Annotated in this window: 26 protein-coding genes; 14 read left to right on the top strand and 12 right to left on the bottom strand. The window is 67.5% G+C overall.

Annotated elements, in window-relative coordinates:
* Positions 1–332 precede the first annotated feature (332 nt).
* The 11 genes from GBG68_RS03345 to GBG68_RS03295 all read left to right on the top strand — a co-directional run bounded on the left by GBG68_RS03345 (position 333) and on the right by GBG68_RS03295 (position 11679).
* The gene (locus GBG68_RS03345; protein WP_152145131.1) at positions 333–1325 is read left to right on the top strand and encodes a LysR family transcriptional regulator; all 993 of its coding nucleotides are present in this window, start codon (positions 333–335) and stop codon (positions 1323–1325) included.
* On the top strand, positions 1325–1759 hold the full coding sequence (locus tag GBG68_RS03340) for an NUDIX hydrolase (RefSeq protein ID WP_152145128.1): 435 nt from the start codon (positions 1325–1327) through the stop codon (positions 1757–1759). The genes GBG68_RS03345 and GBG68_RS03340 overlap by 1 nt, the downstream gene beginning before the upstream one ends.
* A 165-nt stretch (positions 1760–1924) precedes the next feature.
* Positions 1925–3037 (top strand): tRNA 2-thiouridine(34) synthase MnmA, encoded by a 1113-nt coding sequence (mnmA, locus tag GBG68_RS03335; RefSeq protein WP_152145126.1) that lies wholly within the window; start codon positions 1925–1927, stop codon positions 3035–3037.
* The gene (hflD, locus tag GBG68_RS03330) at positions 3034–3666 is read left to right on the top strand and encodes a high frequency lysogenization protein HflD (RefSeq protein ID WP_152145123.1); all 633 of its coding nucleotides are present in this window, start codon (positions 3034–3036) and stop codon (positions 3664–3666) included. The genes mnmA and hflD overlap by 4 nt, the downstream gene beginning before the upstream one ends.
* A gap of 97 nt (positions 3667–3763) precedes the next feature.
* Entirely contained in the window at positions 3764–6448 is a 2685-nt protein-coding gene (acnA, locus tag GBG68_RS03325; RefSeq protein ID WP_152145120.1) for an aconitate hydratase AcnA, read from the top strand.
* Positions 6449–6601: 153 nt separating this feature from the next.
* Positions 6602–7588, top strand: a complete 987-nt coding sequence (locus GBG68_RS03320; protein WP_193222200.1) for an OmpA family protein — start codon at positions 6602–6604, stop codon at positions 7586–7588.
* Between the two features lie 80 nt (positions 7589–7668).
* Positions 7669–8172 carry an HDOD domain-containing protein gene (locus tag GBG68_RS03315; RefSeq protein WP_152145116.1) on the top strand — a complete coding sequence of 168 codons (504 nt, stop codon included), beginning with the start codon at positions 7669–7671 and terminating at the stop codon, positions 8170–8172.
* A gap of 117 nt (positions 8173–8289) precedes the next feature.
* Complete coding sequence (locus GBG68_RS03310; RefSeq protein ID WP_152145113.1) at positions 8290–9093, top strand: hypothetical protein; 804 nt, start codon at positions 8290–8292, stop codon at positions 9091–9093.
* 97 nt (positions 9094–9190) lie between these two features.
* Positions 9191–10588 carry a Si-specific NAD(P)(+) transhydrogenase gene (gene sthA, locus GBG68_RS03305; RefSeq protein WP_152145111.1) on the top strand — a complete coding sequence of 466 codons (1398 nt, stop codon included), beginning with the start codon at positions 9191–9193 and terminating at the stop codon, positions 10586–10588.
* A gap of 8 nt (positions 10589–10596) precedes the next feature.
* Positions 10597–11223, top strand: a complete 627-nt coding sequence (locus GBG68_RS03300; RefSeq protein ID WP_152145108.1) for a DsbA family protein — start codon at positions 10597–10599, stop codon at positions 11221–11223.
* A 3-nt stretch (positions 11224–11226) separates the two neighbouring features.
* The gene (locus GBG68_RS03295) at positions 11227–11679 is read left to right on the top strand and encodes a thioesterase family protein (RefSeq protein ID WP_152145106.1); all 453 of its coding nucleotides are present in this window, start codon (positions 11227–11229) and stop codon (positions 11677–11679) included.
* Between the two features lie 37 nt (positions 11680–11716).
* On the opposite strand, the gene GBG68_RS03290 is transcribed toward GBG68_RS03295, so the two are convergent.
* From GBG68_RS03290 to GBG68_RS03270, 5 genes are read right to left on the bottom strand one after another with little or no spacing between them, the layout of a single operon-like run.
* Positions 11717–12280 carry a chalcone isomerase family protein gene (locus tag GBG68_RS03290; protein ID WP_226801592.1) on the bottom strand — a complete coding sequence of 188 codons (564 nt, stop codon included), beginning with the start codon at positions 12278–12280 and terminating at the stop codon, positions 11717–11719.
* Positions 12281–12319: 39 nt separating this feature from the next.
* Positions 12320–13516, bottom strand: a complete 1197-nt coding sequence (locus GBG68_RS03285) for an acetyl-CoA C-acyltransferase (protein WP_152145103.1) — start codon at positions 13514–13516, stop codon at positions 12320–12322.
* Between the two features lie 15 nt (positions 13517–13531).
* Positions 13532–15901: a 3-hydroxyacyl-CoA dehydrogenase/enoyl-CoA hydratase family protein gene (locus tag GBG68_RS03280; RefSeq protein ID WP_152145101.1), complete on the bottom strand. Its 2370-nt coding sequence runs from the start codon at positions 15899–15901 to the stop codon at positions 13532–13534.
* Between the two features lie 15 nt (positions 15902–15916).
* Positions 15917–18373 (bottom strand): acyl-CoA dehydrogenase, encoded by a 2457-nt coding sequence (locus tag GBG68_RS03275; protein WP_152145098.1) that lies wholly within the window; start codon positions 18371–18373, stop codon positions 15917–15919.
* 27 nt (positions 18374–18400) lie between these two features.
* Positions 18401–19060 carry a TetR/AcrR family transcriptional regulator gene (locus GBG68_RS03270; protein ID WP_193222199.1) on the bottom strand — a complete coding sequence of 220 codons (660 nt, stop codon included), beginning with the start codon at positions 19058–19060 and terminating at the stop codon, positions 18401–18403.
* A gap of 248 nt (positions 19061–19308) precedes the next feature.
* Here GBG68_RS03270 and GBG68_RS03265 point away from each other — a divergent pair, with 248 nt between their 5' ends.
* From GBG68_RS03265 to ccmB, 3 genes are read left to right on the top strand one after another with little or no spacing between them, the layout of a single operon-like run.
* The gene (locus GBG68_RS03265) at positions 19309–19902 is read left to right on the top strand and encodes a hypothetical protein (protein ID WP_152145094.1); all 594 of its coding nucleotides are present in this window, start codon (positions 19309–19311) and stop codon (positions 19900–19902) included.
* A gap of 39 nt (positions 19903–19941) precedes the next feature.
* Positions 19942–20553 carry a cytochrome c biogenesis heme-transporting ATPase CcmA gene (gene ccmA, locus GBG68_RS03260; RefSeq protein ID WP_152145092.1) on the top strand — a complete coding sequence of 204 codons (612 nt, stop codon included), beginning with the start codon at positions 19942–19944 and terminating at the stop codon, positions 20551–20553.
* Entirely contained in the window at positions 20553–21218 is a 666-nt protein-coding gene (gene ccmB / locus GBG68_RS03255; protein ID WP_413463308.1) for a heme exporter protein CcmB, read from the top strand. The genes ccmA and ccmB overlap by 1 nt, the downstream gene beginning before the upstream one ends.
* On the opposite strand, the gene ccmI is transcribed toward ccmB, so the two are convergent.
* The 7 genes from ccmI to GBG68_RS03220 are packed head-to-tail and all read right to left on the bottom strand — an operon-like array spanning position 21205 to position 26711.
* Positions 21205–22413, bottom strand: a complete 1209-nt coding sequence (gene ccmI, locus GBG68_RS03250) for a c-type cytochrome biogenesis protein CcmI (protein ID WP_152145088.1) — start codon at positions 22411–22413, stop codon at positions 21205–21207. The two genes, ccmB and ccmI, sit on opposite strands and share 14 nt — an antisense overlap.
* Positions 22410–22868 carry a cytochrome c-type biogenesis protein CcmH gene (locus tag GBG68_RS03245; RefSeq protein ID WP_152145086.1) on the bottom strand — a complete coding sequence of 153 codons (459 nt, stop codon included), beginning with the start codon at positions 22866–22868 and terminating at the stop codon, positions 22410–22412. Before GBG68_RS03245 ends, ccmI begins: the two co-directional genes overlap by 4 nt.
* Positions 22861–23397: a DsbE family thiol:disulfide interchange protein gene (locus GBG68_RS03240; protein ID WP_152145083.1), complete on the bottom strand. Its 537-nt coding sequence runs from the start codon at positions 23395–23397 to the stop codon at positions 22861–22863. Before GBG68_RS03240 ends, GBG68_RS03245 begins: the two co-directional genes overlap by 8 nt.
* Positions 23394–25352, bottom strand: coding sequence for a heme lyase CcmF/NrfE family subunit (locus tag GBG68_RS03235; RefSeq protein WP_152145081.1), 1959 nt, complete (start codon positions 25350–25352; stop codon positions 23394–23396). Before GBG68_RS03235 ends, GBG68_RS03240 begins: the two co-directional genes overlap by 4 nt.
* The gene (gene ccmE, locus GBG68_RS03230; protein ID WP_152145079.1) at positions 25349–25801 is read right to left on the bottom strand and encodes a cytochrome c maturation protein CcmE; all 453 of its coding nucleotides are present in this window, start codon (positions 25799–25801) and stop codon (positions 25349–25351) included. Before ccmE ends, GBG68_RS03235 begins: the two co-directional genes overlap by 4 nt.
* Positions 25798–25965, bottom strand: a complete 168-nt coding sequence (gene ccmD, locus GBG68_RS03225; RefSeq protein ID WP_152145077.1) for a heme exporter protein CcmD — start codon at positions 25963–25965, stop codon at positions 25798–25800. The genes ccmE and ccmD overlap by 4 nt, the downstream gene beginning before the upstream one ends.
* The gene (locus tag GBG68_RS03220) at positions 25962–26711 is read right to left on the bottom strand and encodes a heme ABC transporter permease (protein WP_413463306.1); all 750 of its coding nucleotides are present in this window, start codon (positions 26709–26711) and stop codon (positions 25962–25964) included. The genes ccmD and GBG68_RS03220 overlap by 4 nt, the downstream gene beginning before the upstream one ends.
* Positions 26712–26752 lie beyond the last annotated feature (41 nt).

Raw genomic sequence — 26752 nt, 5'->3', positions numbered from 1 at the left:
CTAGCACCGATGGCTGCTCCAGGGACCGGGATTCGAATGCGGCCGTTGCGCTGTGGGCATCCCGTTGCATCCAGGCGTCGCGACCAGGCATCGCTCGGCGCCCTGGAGTTGCGCGGCACCGCAAGCTGGCGAGGCTGAGCCGGCTTGCGCACCGCGCGGGTGGCGCGCTTGGGTTGTGCGTGCCTGAATCGCCGCGACGGGTTGGGCGCGGCAATCCCCGACGGACACCAGTTCCGTCAGGGGATGCAGTCTAGTGCCGCAGCGCAGCATTTGACAACCTCATTCTGTCAATATCGAATATTGCGATTCGCTATAGAAGGCAGGAGTCGCGCGTGTCCAGAAACTCGGGTCGCGTCTATTACAAGCACAACCGGGTCAAACAGCTGCGCGCTTTCTGCTTCGCGGCGCAGTCCGGCAGCATCTCCAAGGCCGCCGAACGGCTGTATCTGAGCCAGCCATCCGTGTCGCTGCAGATCCAGGCCCTGGAGCGGGAGCTGGGGATCACCCTGTTCGAGCGGCGCGGACCGCGTATCCGGCTCACCCCCGACGGGCGCACCCTGTACGAGCTGGCCCTGCCCCTGGTGGACGGCATAGACGCCCTGCCCGAGCAGTTCCTGCAGCGTAATGAAAGCCTGCAGTCCGGGCGACTGGATATCGCCGCCGGCGAATCCTCCACCCTGTACATCCTTCCCGAGCTGCTGCGCGACTACATGCATGCCTATCCCAAGGTGCGCATCAAGCTGCACCATGTGGCCGCCAAGGACATGCTCGCGGTACTGCGCAACGACCAGGTGGATTTCGCCGTGGGCTCCATGCTCGATCTGCCCGATGACATCATGTACAAGGCTGTCTACTCCTACGGGCTGTCGTTGATCACCCCGCCGGACCACCCCTTGGCGCGCAAGCCGGAGATCACCCTGGAGGACATCGCCGAGCAGGATCTGATCCTGCCGCCCCGACACCTGAGCACCTGGCGAATGGTCAACCTGGTCTTCCAGCAACACAGCATTCCCTACAAGGTGCGGCTGGAGGTGGGCAGCTGGGAGACGGTGAAGCGCTACGTGGCCATGGGGTTCGGCGTCTCGGTGGCCAGCGATATCTGTCTCAGCGGCGACGAGCCCTTGGCCGTGCGCCCCATCCCCGAGGCCTTCCCCCGACGCACCTACGGCATCATCAGCCGGCGAGGCAAATTCCTCTCGCCCCAGGCCAAGCGCTTCATCGAGATGATGAAGCCCGACTTCTTCGAGACCACCGGCGGCAGCCTGTCCGACGACGACGCCGAAGCCCAGAGCGTATTCATCGGCCGCGACACGGAGCAGGACTGATGGTCTGGCGTCCGCGTGTCACCGTCGCCGCCGTGATTGAACGAGAAGGTCGACTGCTGATGGTCGAGGAGCGCCGCGGCGGACGTCTGCTGCTCAATCAACCGGCCGGGCACCTGGAATCCGGCGAGTCGCTGATCCAGGCCGTGGTGAGAGAGGTGCTGGAGGAAACTGCGTGGGACTTTCTCCCCCAGGCCCTGATCGGCCTGTACCGCTGGCGCAGCGCCGACGGCGATACCTTCCTGCGGGCCGCCTTCGCCGGCGAGCCGCTTTACTGGCACGAAGAGCGCGCCCTGGACCCGGACATCGAACGCTGCCTGTGGGTCGCGCCGACAGAACTGGCGCAGCATGCCCTGCGCAGCCCGCTGGTGGCGCGCTGCGTGGAGGATTATCTGGCCGGCGCCCGCTACCCTCTGGCGCTGCTGAGCGACCTGTAGACGCGATCCTGGCCGCGCAGTGGGGCATGCGCCTGGGCCCTTGTCGGCCGCAGCGCGCGCCGTTCCCGTTCCGAGCCGCGCTGACGCAAGCCACGGCGCTTGCAGTCCCGCGCCGCTGTGGCCACCATATAACGCCCTCTGCCATCAACCACTTGTCGAGCGTTCATGAACCAGAAACGCACCCGCGTGATCGTCGGCCTGTCCGGCGGTGTCGACTCCTCCGTAGCCGCCCTACGCCTGCAGGAACAAGGTCATGAGGTTCACGGCCTGTTCATGAAGAACTGGGAAGACGACGACACGGCCACCGAATGCACCGCGGAGCAGGACCTGGCCGACGCCCGCCAAGTGGCCGAACGGCTGGGCATCCCCCTGCACCAGGCCAACTTCGCCGCCGAGTATCGCCAGCAGGTCTTCGACCACTGCCTGGAAGAGTTCCGCCGTGGCCGCACCCCCAACCCGGACATTCTCTGCAACCAGCAGATCAAGTTCCGCGCCTTCCTGGACTACGCCCTGCGACTGGGCGCGGACTACGTGGCCACCGGCCACTATGCCGGTGTGGATGGCGATGCGGATTCCGGCTTTCGGCTGCTGCGCGCCGTCGACCAGGCCAAGGACCAGACCTATTTCCTCTACACCCTGGGCCAGCGAGCGCTGGCACACAGCCTCTTTCCGCTGGCCGGCCTGCATAAACGCGAGGTGCGCGAGATCGCGGAGGGCGCGGGCCTGGACACCTTCGACAAGAAGGACAGCACCGGCATCTGTTTCATCGGCGAGCGGGATTTCCGCGAGTTTCTCGGCCGCTACCTACCCCGGGAGCCGGGCGAGATAGTCACCGACACGGGTCACACCGTCGGCCGCCATCATGGCCTGGCCTTCTACACCCTGGGCCAGCGCCGGGGGCTCGCCATTGGCGGGCGGGCCGGCCACACGGAAGGCGCCTGGTATGTGATCGACAAGGAACGGGAAAGCAACCGCCTGCTGGTGGCCCAGGACCACGCCCATCCACGGCTGCTCTCCCGCGCCCTGCGGGCCACGGACCTGCGCTGGGTGGCCGGCGGGCCGCCGGCCACGCGCTTTCGCTGCACCGCCAAGACCCGTTATCGGCAGGCGGATCAGCCCTGTGAGGCCAAGGTGCGGGACGATGGCACGCTGGAGCTGCGTTTCGACGAGCCCCAGCGCGCCGTCACCCCGGGGCAATCGGTGGTGCTCTACCAGGACGAGGCCTGCCTGGGCGGCGGCATCATCGACTGGCGCGACCGGCTGGATCTGGCCCCATGAGCCGACAACTACAACAGCAGACCGCGGCCTTGGCCGCCATCGTCATGTCCCTGGAGCAGGTGCTGTCCATCGCCCGCCATGGCCGAATCGACACCGCGGCTTTCCACACCTGCCTTGCGGGCTTGCTGGCCCCCTATGAGGGCGATGTGCTCGCCGCCTACGGCGGCGTAGCGGCTCTGCGCCCGGGACTGGACAGCCTGGCGACCCAGTTGCACCGCCCGGATCGCCCGGAACTCAGCCGATACCTGATCCTGCTGCTGCACCTGGAGCGCAAGCTCGCCCGTCACCGGGCCATGCTCGCCCACCTGGGCGACGGCCTGGCACAGGCCCGTCAACAGCGCGAGTACTTCGGTGAGGGCCACGAAAACGTGGTCAAGAACCTGGCGGGGCTGTACACGGAGACGGTGAGCACACTACGCCCGAAGGTGATGATTCAGGGCGAACGGGTCTATCTGCAGGATGCCGGCAATGCCGAACGCATACGCGCGCTGCTGCTCGCCGGGGTGCGCGCCGCCAGCCTCTGGCGCGCCCAGGGCGGCTCGCGCCTGAAACTGCTTTTCCGCCGGGCACAACTCTTGGAGAACCTTGAAAGGCTGCGCTCCGACGGGGCGAATCCACCGCAACCATGAAACAGTGCACAAAACTCATAAGGGCTGGTGTATCATATGCGCCGCTTTTGGGGCGGGTGCCGCTCCCGAACATCGCGAGAAATAACTGGGAGGTACGATGACTGACAGCTACAACGCCCGCTCGACCCTGCAGGTCAACGGCAAGGACTACGAGATCTTTCGGTTCGACGGCCTGAAAGAAAAATACGACATCGATCGTCTTCCGTACTCCCTGAAGGTGCTGCTGGAGAACCTGCTGCGCTTCGAAGACGGCGAGAACGTCACCCAGGCGCACATCGACGCCCTGGCCCAGTGGGACGCCAAGGCCGCGCCCGACACCGAAATCGCCTACACCCCGGCCCGCGTGGTGCTGCAGGACTTCACCGGCGTCCCCGCCGTGGTGGACCTGGCCGCCATGCGCGACGCCATGACCAAACTGGGCGGCAACCCCCAGAAGATCAACCCGCTCTCCCCCGCCGATCTGGTCATCGACCATTCCGTGATGGTGGATTACTTCGGCACCCCCGATGCGCTGAAGAAGAACTCCGATATCGAGTTCCAGCGCAACCAGGAACGCTACACCTTCCTGCGCTGGGGCCAGAAGGCCTTTGACAACTTCCGCGTCGTGCCGCCGGACACCGGCATCGTCCATCAGGTGAACATCGAGTACCTGGCCGACGTGGTCTTCACCCGCAAGACCGACGACGGCAAGCTGCAGGCCTACCCGGACACCCTGGTGGGCACCGACTCCCACACCACCATGGTCAACGGCCTGGGCGTGCTGGGCTGGGGCGTCGGCGGCATCGAGGCCGAGGCCGCCATGCTCGGTCAGCCGATCTCCATGCTGATTCCCCAGGTGGTGGGCTTCAGGCTCACCGGCAAGCTGGCCGAAGGCGCCACCGCCACCGACCTGGTACTGACCGTCACCCAGATGCTCCGTGCCAAGGGCGTGGTGGGCAAGTTCGTCGAGTTCTTCGGCGACGGCCTGGATCACCTGCCGCTGGCCGACCGCGCCACCATCGCCAATATGGCGCCCGAATACGGCGCGACCTGCGGCATCTTCCCGGTGGACCAGGAGACCCTGAACTACCTGGAGCTGACCGGCCGCGACCAGGAAACCATCGATCTGGTGGAAGCCTATGCCAAGGCCAACGGCATGTGGCGCGAAGCCGGCGCCCCCCAGGCCGACTACAGCGACGTGCTGGAACTGGACATGGGCACCGTGCAGCCGTCCCTGGCCGGCCCCAAGCGCCCGCAGGACCGGGTCACCTTGGGTGACACCGCCGCCGCCTTCCGCAAGGCCCTGGACGCCCGCCTGGAAGAAACCGGTCACAGCGCCGGCGCCACCCGCGGCGTGGAATACACCGAGAACGGCGAGACCCACACCCTGGAAGACGGCGCCGTGGTGATCGCCGCCATCACCTCCTGCACCAACACCTCCAACCCGGCCGTGCTGCTGGCCGCCGGCCTGGTGGCCAAGAAGGCCGACGAACTGGGCATGCAGGTCAAGCCCTGGGTGAAGACCTCCCTCGCCCCCGGCTCCCAGGTGGTCCCCGCCTACCTCAACAAGGCCGGCCTGACCCCGCACCTGAACAACCTGGGCTTCGACGTGGTCGGCTTCGGCTGCACCACCTGCATCGGCAACGCCGGTCCGCTGCCCGAGGCCATCGGTGAGGCCATCAAGGAAGGCGATCTGGTGGTGGGCTCCGTGCTCTCCGGCAACCGCAACTTCGAAGGTCGCATCCATGGCGATGTGCGCACCAACTGGCTGGCGTCCCCGCCGCTGGTGGTGGCCTACGCCCTGGCCGGCAACATGCAGATCGACCTGACCAAGGAACCGCTGGGCCAGGACCGCAACGGCAACGACGTCTTCCTCAAGGACATCTGGCCGAGCCAGAAGGAAGTGGCCGAAGCCATGGCCGGCAACGTCACCCGCGAGATGTTCCAGCAGAGCTACGCCGATGTGTTCGCCGGCGACGCCAACTGGCAGGGCCTGCAGGTGACCGAGTCCGAGATGTACGACTGGCCGGAGTCCACCTACGTCAAGAACCCGCCCTACTTCGATGGCATGACCATGGAAGAGCCGGGTCTGCCGGCGGTGGAAGGCGCGCGTTGCCTGGTCTACGTGGGTGATTCCATCACCACCGACCACATCTCGCCCGCCAGCGCCATCAAGGCCGACACCCCCGCGGGTCAGTACCTGATGGACAACGGCGTGGAGCCGAAGGACTTCAACTCCTACGGCAGCCGTCGCGGCAACCACGAGGTGATGATGCGCGGCACCTTCGCCAACGTGCGTCTGCGCAACAAGATGGCCCCGGGCACCGAGGGTGGCTACACCACCTACCAGCCCGACGGCGAGCAGATGTTCATCTTCGACGCCGCCATGAAGTACAAGGAAGCGGGCGTGCCGCTGGTGGTGCTGGCCGGCAAGGAATACGGCACCGGCTCCTCCCGCGACTGGGCGGCCAAGGGCACCAACCTGCTGGGCGTGAAGGTGGTCATCGCCGAGAGCTTCGAGCGCATCCACCGCTCCAACCTGGTGGGCATGGGTGTCGTGCCGCTGCAGTTCAAGGACGGCGATTCCGCGGAAGGCCTGGGCCTGACCGGCAAGGAAACCTTCTCCTTCGGCAGCCTGGACGGCAAGCCGAAGTCGGTGACGGTGACCGCCCGCGCCGAAGACGGCAGCGAGAAGAGCTTCGAGGCCACCGTGCGCATCGATACGCCGAAGGAGTGGGATTACGTCCGCAACGGCGGCATCCTGCACTACGTGCTGCGCGACCTGGCGAAGAAAGCCGCCTAAGGGGCGCGCTGCCAACCCCAGTAGAAAGCCGGGCCCTGTGCCCGGCTTTTTTGTGGGGCCGGGCACCGCGGGACACTCGTCATGCCACGCCCACAGGCCGCTCTTTCCGCGCCGCAGGCTAAAGCGGCCGGTTTCCCCGCCGATACCTTAAGCATGCGCGCCCTATTGCTGCTCACATTGCTCTTGCTCTCCAGTCCGACCATCGCCGGCCAACGGCATTACCTGGCCGCGCTGGATCAGAGTGAATGGCTGCACAAGGCGGACGCGGGCAGCTGCTATCTCTCGCACCCCATTCCGCGCTTCGGCGTGGCGCTCTTCAGCGTCAACCAGGCGCTGGAGTTCCATCTACGGCTGCTCGTGGACTGGCCGGCCGCCACCGACGGCACCGCCGAGCTGCACCTGACCGCGCCGCACTGGCGCAGCGAGCCGGAGCAGTTGGTGCGCAAGGTGCGCTACCGGGGCGAGCGGGACGCTTTCCTGTTCAACCACTACATCTCCCGCCAGCTGTTCACCGCCCTGGAGCAGGGCCGCCGGCCGGCCCTGCGGTTCGCCGACTGGTTCCGCCGCGGCGCGGTGCAGGTAAGCCTCTCGCCGGTGTATTTCCGCCAGGCCTCCATGGCCTTCGATCGTTGCGTGAGGCGCCTCGTGGCCGCCTCGCCCGAGGGCTATGGCGGCCACGCCAACCTCCTGCGGGCCTACGAGCCCCCGCCGCGCATCACCGACCAGGAACCGCCCCGGCTGTACTTCGCCACCGACAACGCCGGTCTTGACCGCCCCGCCATGGAGCGTCTGGAAGAGATTGCGCAGGAGTTGCTGCATCGCTCTGCCTGGGACCGGGTGCTGATCAGCGGTCATGCGGACGTACGCGGCAGCGTGGCCCACAACCGGCGTCTGTCGTTACAGCGCGCCCGCGAGGCGCGGGACTATCTGGTGAAGCTGGGGCTGCACCCGGCGCGCATCCAGATACGTGCCCACGGCGAGGCCATGCCCGCCAAGACCGGACCACGGCCGCTGGACCTGGCCGCCAATCGCCGGGTGGTGCTGGAGATCGAGACGCTCACCGACTGGGAAAAGGCCTCGGATCAACGAGCCCTGAACGCGCTGCGCCTGTTGCACAGCGCGGACGCCACCACGCCCTGAAGGCGTTGCCCACACCCTTTGCAGCGCCGCCGCCGCGGTATACCGTAGGGCCCATCATTCGCTACAAGAGCACCGGCTAGATGCTGCCCGCCGAGCAAAGCACCGATACCTCCCTCGCCCGCTGGATGCATCGTCTCAACGAGCGTGACATGCCCGTGCTCAACAACACGGTGCAGCAGCTGTGCAACATCTCCACCGACACGGGGGCCTCGGCCAATGACCTGGCGGCGGTGGTGCTGCGTGATGCCTCCATGACTTCCGGGGTGCTGCGCATCGCCAACAGCGCTCACTACAACCGCAGCGGTCGCGAGATCAATACCATCAGCCGCGCCGTGGTGATGCTGGGGTTCGATACCGTGCGCGGCATAGGCCTGTCGCAGATCCTCATCGACACCTTCCTCAACGGCGAGGCCCGCAGCCATCTGGTGGGGCTGATGCGCCAATCCGTCTACGCCGCCGTGCAGGCCAAGCTCATCGCCCAACAGGCGGGGGACGAGGCGCCCGAGGAGATCTTCATCGCCGCCCTGCTCTACCGCTTGGGCGAGATCGCCTTCTGGGCCTATGCCGGAGATCAGGAGGCCTAGGAACTGGAGCGCCGACTCGCGGACGGTGAGCCCCCGGGCAGCGCCCAGAAGCAGGCCCTGGGTTTCGAGCTGCGGGAGCTCAGCCTGGGCCTTGCCCGCCAATGGCACCTGGGCAGCGTGCTGGAAGAGGCGCTGCGTGCCTCGCCCGACACGCCGCTGCGCGGGCGGCCCGGCAGCGTGTGCCTGGGGCATCGCCTGGAGCGCGCGGTGCGCCAGAACGGCTGGAGCTCGGCGATGGTCAGCCAGGTGACCCAGGAAATCGCCAGGTTCACGCAACGCAGCCTCGCCCAGACCAAGGACTTCCTGGAACGCTCCCGGACCGAGCTCAACCGCGCCGCCGAGGCCTTCGGCATGCGCTTCGACGAAATGGGCAGCGAAACCGCGCGCCAGCAGCAGGAGCCGGACAGCGGTCCGCGCCGACCGGCGCCCATTCTGCAGCTGAAGATCCTGCGGGAGCTCTCCGCGGTGCTGGAGCAGAAGCCCGATGTGCAGACCGTACTGGACATGATCATGGAGGGCATCTACCGCGGCATCGCCATGGATCGCACGGTACTGCTGGTGCTCTCCACGGATCGGCGGGAACTGCGCCTGAAATACGCCTTGGGCGTGCGCAACGATACCCTGGAGGAGAGCCTGCGCTTTCGACTGGCGGAGCCAGACTGCGCCCTGCTGCGGGAAACCCTCGCCGACGGCCAAGGCCGCTGGTACGGCCCCGGGGGGGAGGACGCCGTGCCACAGGCGCTGGCCGAGCGCCTGGCCCAGGATTTCTTTCTCGGCGCGCTGCGGGTGCGGGGCAAGGGGATAGGGCTGATCTACGCGGACTGCCGACAGGGCGGACGGGCGCTGGATCGGGACAGCTTCGAAGCCTTCCGCCACTTCCTGCAGCAGGGCAACCTGGCGCTGGGCCAGCTGATGGCGTGACGAAAACTCGCCTCGCCCCGGCGGGCCGTTAATACGCCAGGCTCATGCAGGTATACTGACGACGGCATCGTACAAGACCAAGGATACCCTCAGCGCTATGAACAACAGGCATTTCGACACGCTGGTCATCGGCAGCGGCCCGGGCGGCGAGGGGGCTGCCATGAAACTGTCCAAAGCGGGTCGCAAGGTCGCCATGGTCGAGCTTTACCGCATGGTCGGCGGCGGCTGCACCCACTGGGGCACCATCCCCTCCAAGGCGCTGCGCCACAACGTGAAGCGCATGATGGAATTCAACTCCAACCCCCTTTACCGGGATATCAGCGAGCCCAAGGCGCTGACCTTCCCCCAACTCATGCGCAGCACCGAACGCGTCATCGGCCAGCAAGTGGAACGCCGCAGCCGCTACTACGCCCGCAACAGCATCCCCGTGCTGCAGGGCCGCGCCCGCTTCATCGATGCCCACACGGTGGAACTGGTGCAAAAGGACGGGCGCCGGCAGCGCTACAGCGCCGATCACTTTCTCATCGCCACCGGTTCCCGCCCCTATCGCCCGGACGACGTGGATTTCGAGCACCCGGCGGTGTTCGACAGCGACACTATTCTGAACCTTTCCCATACACCCCGCTCCATCACCATCTATGGGGCCGGCGTGATCGGCAGCGAATACGCCTCCATCTTCCGCGGGCTGGGAGCCAAGGTTGACCTGATCAACACCCGCGAGCGCCTGCTCACCTTCCTGGACGACGAGATCTCCGATGCGCTCAGCTACCACCTGCGGGAACTGGGCGTGCTGATCCGCCACAATGAGTCCCACACCCGGGTGGAGGCCCTCGACGATGGCGTGGTGCTGCAACTGGAGTCGGGCAAGCGGGTGAAGAACGAAGTGCTGCTCTGGGCGATCGGGCGCACCGGCAACACTCAGGACATGGGGCTGGAAGCCCTGGGCATAGAGCCCGACGGCCGTGGCCAGCTGGCGGTAAACGCGTGCTACCAGACTGCCCAGCCGCACATATACGCGGTGGGTGATGTGATCGGCTACCCCAGCCTCGCCAGCGCCGCCTATGACCAGGGGCGGCTCGCCGCCGGCCATATCCTGCACGGCGAATCCGATCATCGTCTGGTGAAGGACATCCCCACCGGCATTTACACCATTCCCGAAATCAGCTCCGTGGGTCGCACCGAGCAAGAGCTTACCGAGGCCAAGGTACCCTACGAAGTGGGCCACGCCTTCTTCCAGGACCTGGCCCGCGCGCAGATCACCGGCCAGACCACCGGCATGCTCAAGCTGCTGTTCCACATAGACACCCTGGAGATCCTGGGCATCCACTGCTTCGGCGACCAGGCCTCGGAGATCGTCCACATCGGCCAGGCCATCATGTCGCAGCCCGGCGAGGCCAATAACCTGATGTACTTCATCAACACCACCTTCAACTACCCGACCATGGCCGAGGCCTACCGGGTGGCCGCCATCAACGGCTACAACCGCCTGTCCTGAGTATTTCCATGAGTAGCGCGCATTCCGAGCCCACCACCGTCAGCTTCTTCTTCGACTACATCTGCCCCTTCTGCTATGTGGGCAGCCACCGCCTGCAGCGCCTGGGCAGCGACTGGCCCCTGGCAGTGGAGTGGCGTTTCCTGGAGATCCACCCGGACAATCCCGCGGGCGGCCGCCCGCTGGAGGAGCTGGGCTACAGCGCCGAGCAGTGGCAGCGGATGAACCAGCAGCTGGACACGCTGCTCGCCGAGGAAGGTCTGCCCAGCGCGCCCAGGTCCTTCACCACCAATTCCCGCCGCGCCCTGTTGATGGCCCAGGCGGTGCTGGAGCAGCGCCCCACGCAATTTCTGGCCCTGCACAACGCGCTGTTCCACGCGTATTTCGTGGAGCAGCGCAATATCGGCGACCCCGAGGTGCTGATGAGCATCGCCCGGGAGCACGGCGTGGAAGACCTGGCGGAACAGGCGTGGTCCGGGCCCGAGTATCTGCAGAAGCTGTTGCGCCATGTGGAAGGCGCCCAGGCCCTGCAGCTCAGCGGCGTGCCCACCCTGGTGGTGGCGGGGCGGAGTTTCCCCGGGGTGGTGTCGGTGGACACCCTGGCGGCGGCCCTGCAACGCGAGCACGGGGGCGGCTGAGCCATGGCGCGGGTGAAGCTGGAGCTGCCGGCGCAGTTACCCTGGAGCACAGAGCTTCGGGTGCGAGTCACCGACATCAATTACGGCGGGCATCTGGGCAATGACGCCCTGCTCGGGCTGATCCACGAGGCGCGGGCGCGTTTCATGAGCGCGCAGGGCTACAGCGAACTGGACGTGGAGGGGCTGGGGATCATCATCGCCGATGCGGTGCTGGTGTATCGCTCCGAGGCCTTCTTCGGCGAGACATTGCGCATTCACATCGGCGCGGATGACTACAACCGCTACGGCTGCGATCTGTTCTATCGGGTGGAAAGCGCGGATGAGCCGCCACGGGAAGTGGCGCGGGTGAAGACCGGCCTGGTGTTTTTCGACTACGCCAGTCGCCGCCCGGCCAGCATGCCCGAAGCCTTCCGGGCACGGCTGCAAGCCCTGGAGTCGGATAACAACGGCGTCTGACCCGAAAGAGGGCCCGGGCGCTGCAGATCCCGCCGGCCTACTCCGAAAGCCCCAGCAGCGCTTCCTTGAGGCGACCCTGCGCGGGCTTCTCCCCAAGCCAGATGCGCAGCAGCGCCGAGAAGAAATCCGCCCCTTCGATCACCCCACCCAGTTCGCCGTTGGCGATCACCCGGGTGCCGTCCTCCGGCCAATACTCCAGCACCAGCTCCGCGCCCTTCTCCGCGTCGGTAAACAGCGCAAAGAGCTGATTCACCCGCGGCTGCAGTCGAGCGAGCTCCTGTTCGCTGTGGTTCGCCGCCAGGCCGTCCTGCAGCGCCTCGGTGAGCTGCGAGGCCTTCAGATCGCGCAGCGCGTGGATCTCCAGGCGCTTGGCGCCGGGCATGGCGATCACCGCCTCGGGCTCGGCGCTGCGGGCAGGCAGATAAAGCCCCGCGGCATAGACCTTGAACATGAACCGGGTACGCAGGCCCGCGCCGTTGAGGAGCAACGGCGCGTTGCCGACGCTGGTCCGGTCGGCGAAGCGCACGCCGGCCACGTCTCGCTCGGCCAGCGCCGTCATCGATACCAATAGCAGGCACAACAGTGTCAAGAACCTGGACATTGTTCTTCTCCATTCCGCCGCAGCGGAGCCTGGCCACTTCTACATCCGCTCGAACACGGCGGCGGCGCCCATGCCCGTGCCTATGCACATGGTCACCATACCGTATCGTCCACCGGTGCGCCGCAGGCCATGCAGCAGGGTGGCGCTACGCACCGCGCCGGTGGCCCCCAGGGGGTGGCCCAGGGCAATGGCGCCACCCTGGGGGTTGACCTTGTCCGGGTCCAGATCCAGCTCGCGGATCACCGCCAGGGCCTGGGCGGCGAAGGCCTCGTTGAGCTCTATCCAGTCCAGCTGATCGCGCTCGATGCCGGCACGCTCCAGGGCGAGCGGTATGGCCGCCACCGGCCCGATGCCCATTACCTCCGGCGCCACGCCGGCCACGGCGAAACTGACGAAGCGCGCCAGGGGCTGCAGGCCCAGTTCGCGCACCATGCGCTCGCTCATCAACACCGCGGCCCCGGCGCCATCGCTCATCTGCGAACTATTGCCGGCGGTGACACTGCCGCCGGCGGCGAACACCGGACGCAGGCCGGCCAGGCCCTCCAGGCTGGCATCCGGGCGCACGCCCTCGTCGGTGTCCACCGGCTGCTCCGCCACCCGCACCCGGCCGCCGCCATCGGGCAGATGCCGGTGCACGGTGTAGGGCGCGATTTCATCGCCAAAGGCACCGGCGGCTATGGCCCGCGCCGCCCGCTGGTGGCTGCGCAGGGCGAAGGCGTCCTGGTCCTCCCGCGAAACCCGCCAGCGCCGGGCGACGTTTTCAGCGGTGATGCCCATGCCGTAGGCAATGCCCAGATGCTCGTCGCCGGCGAGAATCGCCGGGTTGAAACGCGGCTTGTGGCCCATCATGGGCACCGCGCTCATGCTCTCGGTGCCACCGGCGAGCATCACATCCGCTTCACCCAGGCGGATGCGGTCCGCGGCCAGGGCGATGGACTGCACGCCCGAGGAGCAGAAACGGTTGATGGTCATGCCCGGTACACTCTCGGGCAAGCCCGCCAGCAACCCGGCGATACGCGCCACGTTCAGGCCCTGCTCGGCCTCGGGCATGGCGCAGCCGACGATCACATCGCCCACCTGGATAGGGTCCAGCCCGGGGCAGCGGGCCAGCGCCTCGCGCAGCACATGGGCCAGCAGATCATCGGGCCGGGTGCGGCTGAACACCCCGCGCGGCGCCTTGCCCACGGGCGTGCGCACACTGCTGACGATATAGACTTCCTGCGGACTCTCGCTCATGGTCCTGCTCCCTGATCAGTTGCGCAGCGGCTTGCCGGTTTTCAGCATGTGGACGATGCGCTGCTGAGTCTTCTCCTCGCGCAGCAAGGCGACGAACAGCCGTCGTTCCAGATCCAGCAGATATTGCTGGCTGACCGGTGTACCCGCATCCAGCTCGCCGCCGCACAGGGCCTCGGCCACCGCCGAGCCCACCCGGTAGTCGTAGTCGCTGATGAAACCGCCCGCGTGCATATTCACCAGCGCGGTGCGCAGGCTCGCCAGCACATCGCGGCCGGCCACCGGCACCGGGTCTTCCGCCGGGGGGCGATAGCCTGCTTCCGCCAGGGCCCGGGCTTGCCACAGGGCCACGTGCAGCACCTCGTCCGGATTCATCACCACCAGGTCCGACTCCCGCAACAAGCCGGCCCGCTGGGCCTGTACCGCGCTTTTCGCCACCTGGCCCCGGGCCAGGAACTCGAAAGCCTTCTGGATATAGGGCTGCACATCGCCATCGGGCGCCTGTCGGGCCGCCCGCAGGGCCATTTCCTTGCAACCGCCTCCGGCGGGAATGAGCCCCACGCCCACTTCCACCAGCCCCACGTAGCTCTCCAGCGCCGCCACCACCCGATCACAGTGCATCAGGTACTCGCAGCCACCGCCCAGGGCCATGCCCCGCAGGCCGGCGACCACCGGGATGCGCGCGCGTCGCAGGGCGCCGGTGGCCTGCTGGAAGCGCTCCACCACCTGCTCCAGGGCTTCAAAGTGGCCCTGTTCGAGTTCGCTCGCCACTTCCTTCAGATTCGCCCCCACGCTGAAGGGTTCGCTGTCCTGCCAGATCACCAGGGCAGGGAAACGCTGCTCGGCGATGGCGACGGCCTCCAGGGTGCCCTTCAGCACACCATCGCTCACCGTGTGCATGGCTGTCTTGAAGCTGAGGATGCCGATCTCGCCATCCAGGCTCCAAAGCCGCACGGCTTCGCTCTCCCAGGCGGTCTCGCCGGCCGGGGGCCGGAACTCGCCCAGCACACCGGGACGCACCCGCTGGCGGCGGTATACCGGCAGCTCTCGCTGGGGCACCGGCTTGGCGAGCGCGGGGCTGTAGGAGCCCTGTGGGCCGTGGACGGCGTCCAACCGTTCCACCCAATCGGGCAAGGGAGCGAACGACAAGGTCTCGCCGGCGGCGATCTCGGCCTGCAGCGCCTCGCGTACCGCGGCCCAACCGGCGGCCTGCCAGATCTCGAAGGGGCCCTGATGCCAGCCAAAGCCCCAGCGCATGGCCAGGTCCACGTCCCGGGCGGTCTCGGCAATGTCCGCGAGGAGCACGGCGGCGTAATGGAACAGATCCCGGTGGATGGCCCACAGGAATTGGGCCTGGGGGTGCTCGTGGCGGCGCAACTCGCCCAGCCGTTCAGCCGGGTCGCGGATGGCCAGCAAAGCCTGCACCTGCTCGTCCACCTGGCCCTCGGCCGGGCGGTAATCACCGGCGCGGGGGTCCCAGACCAGGATCCCGGCGCGTTTGTCCTTGCGATATACGCCGGCGCGAGTCTTCTGCCCCAGGGCGCCGGCCTGGATGCGCTGGTGCAGCCACTCGGGCAGGCGCAGGTAGGCATGCCAGGGGTCGCCGGTAAGGCGCGCCGCGGAGCCGTCCACCACATGGGCCAGGGTGTCCAGGCCCACCACATCGGCGGTGCGCCAGGTCGCGCTCTTGGCGCGGCCTATGGCCGGGCCGGTGAGCTTGTCCACCACGTCGGGGCTGATCCCCAGCACCTCGGCGTGATGCATGGCGGCCAAGAGCGAAAACACGCCAATACGGTTGGCGATGAAGTTGGGCGTGTCCTTGGCGCGGATCACCCCCTTGCCCAGGCCACTGACCAGGAAAGCTTCCAGCCGATCCAGCAAGGCCGCATCGGTGGCGTCGGCGGGAATCAGCTCCACCAGGTGCATGTAGCGCGGCGGGTTGAAGAAATGCACCCCGCAAAAACGGGGTCGAAGCGGTTCCGGCAGGCTGTCCGCCAGGGCCTCGATGGAGAGCCCCGAGGTGTTGCTGGCGAGCACCGCGCCCTCGTCCAGGTGGGGGGCGATGCGGCGGTACAGGGCTTCCTTCAGTTCCAGCCGCTCGGCGATGGCCTCGATGACCAGATCACAATCCGCCAGCCGGGCAAGATCCGTGTCGTAATTGGCCGCACACAGCCGCTCCGCCACCGCCGGCTCCGCCAGCGGGCTGGGTTCGAGCTTGCGCAAGCCGGCTATGGCCTTGCGGGCCGGGGCGCTGGGGTCGGCGCCCTCCCCCGGCAGCTCGAAGAGCAGGGTGTCGATGCCGGCGTTGACCAGATGGGCGGCGATCTGCGCGCCCATCACGCCGGCCCCCAGTACTGCCGCCCGTCGCACGGCAAGCAACTCGTTCATGTGCTTCTCCCTACCTCAGGCGGCCTGGTGCGCGCCCTTCGCCTTGAAGTTCTTCGGGGCCAACTGCTCGGGCTCGAAGGCATCGGTGATGATCGCGTCGTAACGCGCCGCCTCGTACTCGCGCAGCTGCTCGGCTTCCTCGGCCTTGATCAGGCCCTGTCGCAGGGCATCCTCCAGGCGCTGCTCGAACTCCAGACCTTCCACCTGGCCCTTGGCCACCGCCTTGTTGAAGCGGTTGTACAGCGGTTCGACCTGTTCCAGCAGCGTGAAGGTGCGTTCCATGCGCCCGGTGACGTCATCGGCGTCACGGCCCCAGTAACTCTCGGCGGTGATGCGATCTCGCACCCCACCGCTTTGCATCATGGCTTCCGCCACCTGCTGGCCGATACGGTCCCGCACCGGTTTATAGGGCCGGCCCAGAGGGAACACCAGCGCGCGCAGGAAGCCCGCGATCAGGCGGTTGGGGAAGTTCTGGAAGAACTCGTCGAAGGCCCGCCAGATCTGATAGAGGCTGTCCTCCACCGCCCAGGCCACATAGGCCCGCTCGTCCGCCGGCTCGCCCGCCTGGTGATGGAACTTGAGCACCGCCGAGGCCAGGTACAGGTGGCTGAGCACATCACCCAAGCGCGCGGAGAGCCGCTCCTTGCGCTTGAGATCACCGCCCAGCACACCCATGGCCACGTCGCTGACGAAGGCCAGCGCCGAGCTCATGCGCTCCAGCTGGCGGTAGTAGCCCGCGGTGGGGCCGCTCGCCGGGGCGCGGGCCAGACGCCCGGCGGTCAGGCCCAGCAGCAGGCTGCGAGTGCCGCGGTTCACGGAATAGCCGATGTGGCTGAACAGCAGCTTGTCGAAAGCCGTGAGATCATTGCGCCGGGCGGCCTCCATCTCGGGGAAGACATAGGGATGACAGCGGATCGCACCCTGGCCGAAGATCATCAGGTTGCGAGTGAGGATGTTCGCCCCCTCCACGGTGATCCCCACGGGAATCGCCTGATAGCCGTAGCCCAGGTAGTTGCGCTCGCCGTAGATGATCGCTCGGCCGCCGTGGATGTCCATGGCGTCGTTCAGGGTGGTGCGCATCATCTCGGTCATGTGGTATTTGGCAATGGCCGAGACCACCGAGGGCTTGACCCCCAGATCACCGGCGCTGGCGGTAAGCACCCGGCTCGCTTCCAGCCGGTAGGTCATGCCGCCGATACGAGCCATGGCCTCCTGCACGCCCTCGAACTTGCCGATGGGCAGCTTGAACTGGCGGCGGATGCGCGCATAGGCGCCGGTCATGCGGTAGCTGACCTTGCCCGCGGCGGTGCCCAGCGCCGGCAGGGAGATCGCTCGGCCGACGGACAGGCATTCCACCAGCATGCGCCAGCCGCGACCGGCCATACGGGGACCGCCGATGATCCAGTCCAGCGGGATGAACACGTCCTGGCCGCGGATTGGGCCGTTCATGAAGGCGAGCCCCATGGGGAAGTGGCGGGTGCCGATCTCCACCCCGGGATGGTTGGCGGGAATCAACGCGCAGGTGATGCCCAGCTCTTCCTTGTCGCCCATCAGGCCGTCCGGGTCATGCAGCTTGAAGGCCAGACCCAGCACCGTGGCCACCGGCGCGAGGGTGATGTAGCGCTTGGTGAAGTTCAGGCGCACGCCCAGCACTTCCTCACCCTCGTGCAGGCCCTTGCAGACCACGCCGTAGTCGGGCATGGAGCCGGCATCGGAGCCCACATCGGGGCCGGTGAGCGCGAAACAGGGCACCTCCCGGCCATCGGCCAGGCGCGGCAGCCAGTACTGCTTCTGCTCCTCGGTGCCGTAGTGCATCAGCAGCTCACCCGGCCCCAGGGAGTTGGGCACCATCACGGTGACCGCGGCGGAAATGCTGCGGCTGGCGATCTTCGCCACGATGGTGGACTGGGCGAGCGAGGAGAAGCGCTTGCCGCCGTACTCCTTCGGAATGATCAGGCTGAAGAAACCCTTTTCCTTGATGAACTCCCAGACCTTGGGCGGCAGGTCGTGGTCCTCGCGCACGATGCTGTCCTCGTCCAGCATGGCGCAGAGCTCCTCCACCTCATTGTCGATAAAGCTGCGCTCTTCGGCCGAGAGACGGGTGTAGGGGGTTTCCTCCAGCAGCTTGTGCCAGTCCGGCTTGCCGCGGAACAGATCCGATTCCCACCAGGTATCCCCCGCTTCCAGGGCCTCGCGCTCGGTGTCACTCATGGGCGGCAGGGCCTTGCGGAAGGGCCCGAAGAGCCGCGCGCTGACCAACTGGCGGCGCCATTGCGGCACATTCAACAGCAGCAGGGGCGGGGCCAGCAGCAGCACGGCGATGCCGAATCCCAGCCAGCCGATGGTGCCGGTGGCCAGCAGCGCAACGAAGTACAGCGCCAGCGCGGCGCTCCACACCAACAGCGGCACGCCGATGTACATCAGGGCCAGGCCGCCAATGATCAGCACGAGCCATGCGATCAGGGTGCTCATCCTCGTCCTCCTCCGCCTCGGGCGGTGTTATCGATGCCGCGGCAGCGGCGCACGCATGCCCGCCGCCAGAAAGGGAACCAGTCGCGCGATCAGGGCCTGGGCATTGGCGGTCTCCGACAGGGGCGAGCCCGCCATCAGGCGTGCCACATCGGGCCCCACCATGCTGTAGGCCACCGCCCCCACCAGAAAATGTAGTCGCCAGGTGAGCTCCTCGCGCGGCAGATCCGGCAATACCCGCTGGAAGGCTTCCTTGAAGGCGCTGGCCGCCCGGGCGTTCACCGCCCGCACATGCTCCTGCAGCACCCGGGTGTGCTCGGTGTAGCTGCGCCCGACCAGCTTCACGAAGCGATCTCCTACTACATCGTGACTACCGGCCAGTTCCAGGTTGGGCGCGATGAAGGCCTCCAGTAGCTGCTCCAGGGTGGGGTTGCCGGCGAGCTCCAGCGCCGCCAGTCGGCGCAGACGTTCAGCGTTCAGCGGTTCCAGACGCCGGGAGAACACCGCCTTGATCAAGCCTTCCTTGGAACCGAAGTGATAGTTCACCGCCGCCAGGTTCACGTCGGCCTCGGCGGTGATGCGCCGCATGGAAGTGCGTGCGAAGCCGAGCTCCGCGAACAGCCCTTCGGCGGCATCGAGTATGCGTTCCTTGGTGTCGGATTGATCGGCCACGGCGTTTCGGAGCCTCATGTTCATACGTTCGTTTTAATGCTAGGGCAGAAGATCCCCGAGCGCAACATGTGGCGAGTTGCCCCCCTGCAAGGAGCACATCCGGCGGCATTTGGCGACACTGGGACTCGGCGCCCCGCACAGGCTTGAAAGCTTTTGGGCCCGCAACCAAGACCGCTTACAGAGAGGCACCGGCCCCTGGCCCGGACACACCCCGGCGAATATCAACAGGCGTATCCGGCCGCCTCGCAAAGCCCCAAGGAGAACGCATGGTAGCCGCCACAAAGCTGCGTTGTTACCGCGCCGGCCATTTGGTCCTGCTCCTGCTGTTCGGCTCGCTGACCGGCTGCGCCACGCACCACGTGCTGCCCCGCAGCGAGCAGACGGTGGACTCCCCCTGGCAGAGCTTCGAGGAAGCGAAGAGCGCCTACGACCGCATACGCCCCTCCCACACCACCACCGCGGAACTGCGCGAGCTGGGCTACGACCCCTACGGAGGGGCCAATATCCGCATCCTCAGTTATCTGGACCTGCTGGGAATGTTCATGCCCAATGACGCCATCGCCCTGGAGGATCTGGCCCCGGCACTGCGTCGCTGCCTGGCCGCCAAGGATCGCTGCTATGCCTACGAGGCGAGCCCTGCCCACGCCGTGGATCAGCGCTCGGGCAATCTGCTGCTGGACATCATGAGCTTTCGCCGTCACGTGGTGCACAGCGGCTGGAACTTCAAGGCACTGATCGTGGTGCACGAGGAGCGGGTGGTCTACAAGCTCTGGGGCGGCACCCCGCGGATCAACCGCAGCAGCACCGACAGCACCCCGCTGGGCCCGCTGCAGCAGATCAATCTGGGCCGCTTCATGTAAGATAGGCGCCTTCTTTGGCGCTGAAACAAGGCCTGCCCGGTGCTCGAAGCCCGACAGCTGGAATGTCTGCGCGGCGACAAGCAATTGTTCGTCGATCTGGACTTCACCCTGACCCCCGGCCATTGCCTGCTGCTGGAAGGCCCGAACGGCTCGGGCAAGACCAGCCTGCTGCGTATACTCGCGGGCCTGAGCGAAGCGGAAAGCGGCGAACTGCGCTGGCAAGGGCGGAACCTGCGCGGGCGGATGGCCCAGTACCGGGACAACCTCGCCTGGCTGGGCCACAGCGCCGGGCTCAAGGCGGAACTCAGCGGCGAGGAGAATCTGCGCTTTTTCGCCCGGCTCTACGGCCAGCGCCGCGGGATTGGCGCGGCCTTGGCGCGGGTGGGCCTGGCCGGACGCGAGCAGCTGCCGGTGCGCAGCTATTCCGCCGGTCAGCGGCGCAGGCTGGCACTGGCCCGGCTGCTGCTGCGGGGCGCGCCGCTATGGCTGCTGGACGAGCCCTACACGGCGCTGGACAGCGAAGGCATGGCCCTGGTGGACAGCCTGCTCGGCGAGCATCTGACCGGGGGCGGGCTGGCGGTGATCAGTTCCCACCAGCGGCCGCGGGCGAGCCTGCCGCTGCAGCAGCTGCGCCTGGGGGGGCCGGCATGATCGACAGCTTCCTCGCCCTGCTGCGCCGTGACCTGCAGCTCGCCCTGCGCGACAAGGGCGAACTGGCCAACCCGCTGATCTTCTTTCTGATCATCATCAGCCTGTTTCCACTGGCGCTGGGCGCGGGGCCGCAGCTGCTGCAGAGCATCGCCCCGGGGGTACTGTGGGTGGCGGCACTATTGGTGAGCCTGCTCTCGCTGGACCCGATCTTCCGCTCCGACTACGAGGACGGCAGCCTGGAGCAGCTGCTGCTCAGCCCCCAACCCCTGAGCCTGCTGGTGCTGGCGAAGATCCTCGCCCACTGGCTGGTGACCGGGCTGCCCCTGGCGCTGGCCTCGCCGCTGCTGGCGATGATGCTGCGGTTGCCCAGCGAGGCCTGGAGGGTGTTGCTGCTGAGCCTGCTGCTGGGCACACCGGTGCTGAGCGCGCTGGGGGCGATCGGGGTGGCGCTGACCGTGGGGCTGCGCCGGGGCGGCGTGTTGCTCTCGTTGCTGATCCTGCCGCTGTACGTGCCCTTGCTGATCTTCGCCGCGGGGGCCGTGGACGCGGCCGCCGCGGGCATCGACGTCAGCGGCCAGCTTTATCTACTGGCGGCGATGGCGCTGGCCAGCCTGGCGCTGGCGCCCTTGGCGGTGGCGGCGGGCCTGCGGATCAGTCTGGACTGACCCGGCGTTCGATACGCAGCTCCACGGTTCCCTGGCGGGTGCGAGGGTTTAGCGGCGCACTGCGCGCCACCGGGTCTCCGGCGCGGGGCGTGGCCTCCCCCGAGGGACTGAGACGCGCTTCCACGCGCACCACGTCCGCTGTGGCAAGGCTGTGCCCCGGCAGCATGGCATCGGCGTCGCTCAGGGCCAGCGTCAGCGGCAGATCGCCGAGCCGGCGGCGTACCGCCGCCAGGGGCGGGCCGGCCTGCTCGCCCCGGGCATACACGAACAACACGGTATCCTCGGGTAAGGCTTTCACCAGGGCCGGATCGGCACTCACGCTCACCCGCAGACTCACCGGCTCGGAGGCGGTGGCTGCCTCTTCGCCCAATTCCGCCAGCAGACGATCCACTTCCCCGCGCCCGGTGCTGTTCGGCGGCAAGGCGTCGCGCAGCGCCCGCCAGTAGACGCCGGCGGCCGGATTCTCGCCCAGCTCCACGGCAAGACGACCGGCAAGCCACAGGGTCTGCGGATCGCCGGGCTGCAGGCGCAGGGCCTGATCGGTGAGCGCCAGCGCCTGGCGGAGCTGCGCCTCGCCACCCACGCGTCCACGCGCCTCGGCCTCCGCGCGCAATAGCGCCGGCTGCTCGCCCAGCCGTTCCCGAGCGCGCGCATAGGCCTCGGCGGCGTCCGCGGGGCGCCCCACCACGGCGTAAGAGCGGCCCAACATCAACCAGGCTTCGCCGTCCTCGGGGTTCTGCGCCAGGCGCTGCTCCAGACGCGACAGATTATCGCGGATGAAAGCCACCTGGCTCTCTCGCTCCTGCTGTATACGGGCAAGCTCCGCTTCCACCTCCAGCGCCTGCTGGTTGCCCAGGCCCAGGTAAACCGGCACCGCGATCAAGGGCACCAGCAAGGCCAGCAACACCGCGCCCCGGAAACTGCCGCTGCGCTGCGCCCAGCTCACCTGGTCGGTCTGCTCGATGACCTGACGTTCCAGTTCGGCCAGGGCCTCGGCATGGGCGGCCTCGTCCAGCTCGCCCCGCTCCAGCTCCCCGCGCAGCTCGGCCATGCGCCGACGAAGCACTGCCAGATTGCTGCGCGCCTCGCTGACTCCGCTCAGCGCCCGACGCCGACCGCGCACCAGGGGCAGCAGCACGAAAGCCAGGGCCAACAGCAGCAAGGAGGCACCGGCGGTCCAGAAACTGATATTCATAGATCCTGCTTTCCGTCGAGTAGCTCACGGGCCCGCCGGCGTTGCGCATCGCTCAGTTCCACGGCCGCGGCCCGGCGGCGCAGCGTGCGCAACAGTACGAACACGCCGATGAACAACAACAGAAACGGCCCGAACCAGAGCAGCAAGGTGCCCGGGCGCATCGGCGGGCGGAACAACACGTAATCCCCGTAGCGATCGGTCATGAAACGGATGATTTCCTCATCACTGCGCCCCTCGCGCATCATCTGCGCGACCCGCGCCCGCAGGTCCTGGGCCAGTTCCGCGTTGGACTCCATGATGCTCTCGCCCTGACACACCAGGCAGCGCAACTGGCCGGCGATCTCCCGGTAGCGCTGCTGTTGGGCGGGGTCCTCGAAACTCTCCACCGCCACGGCGGGCAGGCCGAACAGGAGCGTCAGCAGTATCAGGAACCCGAGCAGACGCCGCTTAACCATTGGCCTGCTCCTGCAGCGCGCGAATACGGGGGATGATCTCCTCTTCCAACGCCTCGCGGTCGATGGCGCCGATGTGCTTGTGACGGATCAGGCCCCGGTGATCGAGGATGAAGGTTTCCGGCACGCCGTAGACCCCCCAGTCCAGCCCGATCCCGCCTTGCGGGTCGTAGATGATGGCCTGGTAATGATCTCCGAAGCGGGCCAGCCAGCGCAGAGCATCCTCGCGCTGGTCCTTGTAGTTCAGCCCATAGACCGGCGCGTCGACCCGTTGCGCCAGCTCCACCAGCAGCGGGTGCTCGTCGCGACAGGCCACGCACCAGCTGGCCCAGACATTGACCACGCTGACCCGCCCGCGCAGATCCGCGTGGCTGATCCGCGCCTCGGGCCGGTGCAGCCGCGGCGCCTCGAAGGCCGGCGCCGGTTTGCCGATCAGCGGCGAGGGCACTTCGTTGGGCCGCAGCCCCAGCCCGATGCCGAGCAGAACGACGAGCAGCAGGAACACGGTCAAGGGAATCAGAAACCGCCTCATGCCCCGCCCTCCGCGCCTCGGACGGCCCGGGTGCGCCGGTAGCGCCGATCCGCCGCGGCGAAGATGCCGCCCAGCACCATCAGCACGGTGCCGCCCCAGATCCAGCGCACGAAAGGCTTGTAGTGCACCCGCAGGCTCCAGGCACCCTGCTCGCCCAGGGGCTCACCCAAGGCCACGTACAGATCCCGAAACACACCCACGTCGATGGCGGCATCGGTCATGGGGCTTTGCTGCACCCGGTAGGTACGCTTCTCAGGCCACAGCTCGGCGATGTGCTCGCCGTCGCGGCTGACCATCACATGCCCGCGGCGGGCGGTGTAGTTCGGGCCTTCCACCCGGCTCACCCCGTCGAAACGGTAATCGTAGCCGGCCAGGGTCACGCTCTCGCCGGGCGCCAGGCGCACATCACGCTCCAGCTCCAGATTACTCACCAGGGTGACACCGACGATGAACATCGCCATGCCCAGATGGGCCAGCACCATCCCCCAGATACCCGCGGGAATACCCGCCAGCGCCCGCAGCGGCCGACGCTTGTTGCGCACCCGCTCCCAGAGCGACTGCAGGGAGCTCACCGTGATCCACAGCGCCAGCGCCACCCCGAGGGCGCTGGCCAGCCCGCCGGGCACCCACCAGGCCGCCACCAGTACGCCGATGAGTACCGCGAGCAAGGCCGCGATGCCGAAAGCCAGGCCGAGGCGCGACAGCCGATCGCCCTTCCAGCGCAGCAACGGCCCCACGCCCAGCAGCAGCACCAGCGGAATCATCAGCGGCACGAACACGGATTCGAAATACGGCGGGCCTACCGAGATCTTGCCCATGCCCAGGGCGTCCATGAACAGCGGATACAAGGTGCCGATAAGCACCGTGGCCGCCGCCACCGTCAGCAAGACATTGTTGAGCAGCAGCGCGGTCTCTCGGGAGACCATCTGGAAATCCGCCCCCACGCTCACCCGCGGCGCGCGCCAGGCGTACAGCAGCAGGGACCCGCCGATCACCAGCATCAGCAGCAGCAGGATGAACACACCCCGCTCGGGGTCGCTGGCGAAGGAGTGCACCGAGGTCAACACCCCCGAGCGCACCAGGAAGGTACCCAGCAGGCTCAGCGCGAAGGCGAAGATGGCGAGCAGCACGGTCCAGCTGCGGAAAGCGCCGCGCTTCTCGGTCACCGCCAGGGAGTGCATCAGCGCGGTGCCCACCAGCCACGGCATGAAAGAGGCGTTCTCCACCGGGTCCCAGAACCACCAGCCGCCCCAGCCCAGCTCGTTATAGGCCCACCAGCTGCCGAGGGAAATACCGGCGGTGAGAAACAGCCAGGCGACGGTGGTCCAGGGGCGGGACCAGCGCGCCCAGGTGGCGTCCAGCCGCCCGCCCAGCAGCGCCGCCACGGCGAAGGCGAAGGCCACCGAGAAACCCACGTAGCCCATGTAGAGCAGAGGCGGATGGGCGATCAGGCCCGGATCCTGCAACAGCGGGTTGAGATCGCGCCCCTCGGCGGGCGCCGGCAGCAGGCGGGCGAAGGGGTTGGAGGTGAGAATGGTGAACAGCAGAAAGCCCACGCTCACCAGCCCCAGCACGCCCAGCACTCGAGCGGCGAACACCCGGGGCAGACTGCGCGAGAAGAACGACACCGCCGCGCCCCAGGCGGCCAGGATCAGCACCCACAGCAGCAGCGAGCCCTCGTGGGCGCCCCACACGGCGGCGATCTGGTAGTACCAGGGCAGCGCCGTGTTGGAGTTCTGCGCCACGTAGGCGACCGAGAAATCATCCTGCAGAAAGGCCCAGGTCAGCGCCAGGTAGGCGAGGAACAGAAACAGCGTGTGGCCCCGGGCGAGCGCGGCGCCGCTGGCCATCCAGTCGGCCCGGCCGCGCACGGCGCCCGCCAGCGGCAGCACGGTCTGAAAGCCCGCCAGCACCAGGGCGAGGATCAACGCCAGGTGTCCAAGCTCCGGAATCATTGCGCCGCCTGCCCGGCGTGAGGATTGGCCAGCTTCTTGCCCTGCGCCAGGGCCTCGGCCACCTCCGGCGGCATGTAATTCTCATCATGCTTGGCGAGCACTTCCTCGGCCTGGAAACGGCCCTCCACCAGTCGGCCACGGGCCACCACGCCCTGCCCTTCGCGGAACAGATCCGGAAGTATGCCGGTGTAGCTCACCGGAATGCTCCGGTTGCCATCGCTGATGGCGAAAGCCACCCGCAGATCATCCCCGCGCTGCACGCTGCCGTCGGCCACCAGGCCGCCCAGCCGGAAGGGATAGCCCAGCGGCGCCTCGCCGTCCGCCACCTGGGTGGGGCTGAAGAAAAAGGTCATGTTCTTCTGAAAAGCGGTGAAGGCCAGCGCCGCGGCGCCACTCACCGCCAGCAACAACAGCCCCACCAGCGCCATGCGCCGTCCGCGCCGGGTCATGCCCCGCTCCTTGCCCGCTCCTTGCGGGCCAGTTCCGACCAAAGCCGCCGCGCCCGCTGACGCGCCAGCCACCAGTTGCCCAGCAGCACCGCCAGGCTCAGCCCGTAGGAGGGCCAGACATAGACGGCATAGCCGCCCATCGCGAAGAATTCCTGCCAGTTCATGAACGCAGCCGCTCCCTTACCCAGCGCGCCTTGCGCTCCCGCCACAGCATCTCGGCCCGCGCGCGCATCAGCAGCACCCAGCCGTAGTAGCACATGAAGGCCAGCGCCATGGCGAGCAGCGGCAGCAGCATGCTCCAGTGGATGCTGGGCGCCTCCAGCTTGGTGACCGTGGCACCCTGGTGCAGGGTGTTCCACCAGACCACCGAGTAATGAATGATCGGCACATTCACCACGCCCACCAGGGCCAGCACGGCACTGGCCCGCGCGCCCTTGCGCGGGTCTTCATAGGCATGGTGCAGGGCGATGTAGCCCAGATACAGGAACAGCAGAATCAGCTCGGAGGTGAGCCGCGCATCCCACTCCCACCAGGTGCCCCACATGGGCCGCCCCCAGAGCGAGCCGGTAACCAGCGCCAGGAAGGTGAACCAGGCGCCCAGCGGTGCGCTGGCCAGCGCCAGGATCTCCGCCGCCTTGACCCGCCAGATCAGCCCCACCCCGGCCAGCAGCGCCATGTTCACGTAGACGAACATGGACATCCAGGCCGCGGGCACGTGCACGAAAATGATCCGGTAGCTTTCACCCTGCTGATAATCGGGCGGCGCCCAAAACAGACCACCGTAGAGCCCCAGCGCGAACAGCGCCACGCAGGGCAACGCGAACCAGGGCATGAGCTGCCCGCACAGGCGATAGAATCGCTCGGGCGAACCAAGCTGATGGAGCCGAGTCCAGAGGCCGGGGCTGCGCACTGCCAGGGGTTCCTCCACGAAAGCACCGCGACGCCGGGCCG

The organism is Alkalilimnicola sp. S0819 (assembly GCF_009295635.1).
In the GTDB taxonomy this organism is placed as follows: Bacteria; Pseudomonadota; Gammaproteobacteria; order Nitrococcales; family WHIW01; genus S0819.
The sequence above is the reverse complement of the archived record's forward strand: the minus strand, read 5'-3'. Positions and strand labels throughout refer to the sequence as shown.